The following is a 1,367-nucleotide window of genomic DNA, read 5'->3' on the forward strand; positions in this document are numbered from 1 at the left end:
AAAAATGTTTCCTCGTCTATAAGTACTGGAATTTCCATAACTTCTTGAGTAGGCTTCAGCGGTAAAATACCATCCTATACCAGTTGCAAAGCTTTCTTTGACACATTCTTCTGAATTATCCATATCACTCCATCCCGTATGTTCTACCTGTATATGATGACCGAGTTCATAAGCAGTGGCATAATAGATATTGCGGTAACTTGTATTATAACCTATATAACACTGTCTCCAGAAAAACATATCCCAGGTATGTGCAAGTCCACCAGTTGTTGCTCTATTCTAATTGGATATCCATTTGGTCACAAACAGGGCAGTTTTCAGGTGGTCTATTCATTTCTACTATATATCCATAATACAGTTTATAAGCCGCTCGGTACATTTCCCCATATTTCCACTGTTCTTCATCAGTATCACGACTAATAACCAGATTCCAATCGGCTTTTTGATCTAGTCCCCAATAGGCAGCAACCTGATAACCATTATCTCGTTCTATAGCAAAATGATACTTTTCCCAATCCAAATAATATTGAACTGCGTATCTAAAAGTATTATTGCATTCATAGTTACCTCCACTACTCGTTATGCCTGTGCTATAATAATACCAATAACCTGCTCTTACTTCTACTCCTTGTATTCCTATCAAATTATTTTCTGCATCCCACATTTTAATATATCCTCTTGGTCTATAGGGAGGTGGTAGGAGTGTCCAGTTAAGGCGTTGGTTTGCCGTTGCTTCTGTCATAGCAATATTTTTGGTTAAGAACATAGATTCATCCTCTAAAGCATGTATAAAAGAATCATCTTCGTTGTTTCTGCTATTTTGAGAACCTAATGTTGCATCTTCTTTAGGTAGATAGAGATCTTCTAATATCTCGTATGGAATATTGGGTGGAAACTGATAATCAACTCTCACAGCGGTATAATGCCATGTGGGTTTATTATCAGGAACAGAAGGTTCTCGGTAATTTCCTTTTTCTCCTATTATTTCATATTCCACAGGGAAGGGAAATAAAAACTTGATATTATGGTATCTTGTTTTAATCTCTCCATATCCTCATCGGTATTTGGCTTAAACTTTACATAATAGTGAGTAGTCCTTACTGTGGAAGCAGTGCGGGATAGAGCTCCATTTGCTTTTTGATCTAAGCTTTCATACGCCTGCTGCATATTTACAACGGTGGAAGAGTTTTCTTTCTTTTTTCCTAACCTTATTCCTTTGCTACTATTACTACTATTATTATCAGCATCATTCTGTATATTTTGATCCACAGAATTTGCTACTTCATGAAAACCATCATCACACCCTTCCTCCCCAAATAGAAAGGGAGTACATACTATTATTGCTATGAATAGTATTCCTAACAATA

General features: G+C 36.4%; 3 protein-coding genes. All 3 read right to left on the reverse strand.

The annotated features are described in order from the left end of the window. On the reverse strand, positions 1–240 hold a 240-nt coding region (locus QM536_08940), incomplete at its 3' end, for a hypothetical protein (protein ID MDI9357132.1). A 34-nt stretch (positions 241–274) separates the two neighbouring features. Then, positions 275–997 carry a hypothetical protein gene (locus QM536_08945; GenBank protein ID MDI9357133.1) on the reverse strand — a complete coding sequence of 241 codons (723 nt, stop codon included), beginning with the start codon at positions 995–997 and terminating at the stop codon, positions 275–277. Next, the coding region (locus tag QM536_08950; GenBank protein MDI9357134.1) for a hypothetical protein at positions 982–1,367 on the reverse strand (386 nt) is incomplete at its 5' end. The genes QM536_08945 and QM536_08950, both read right to left, overlap by 16 nt.

The organism is Chitinophagaceae bacterium, assembly GCA_030053935.1.
Taxonomy (GTDB): domain Bacteria; phylum Bacteroidota; class Bacteroidia; order Cytophagales; family JASGCU01; genus JASGCU01.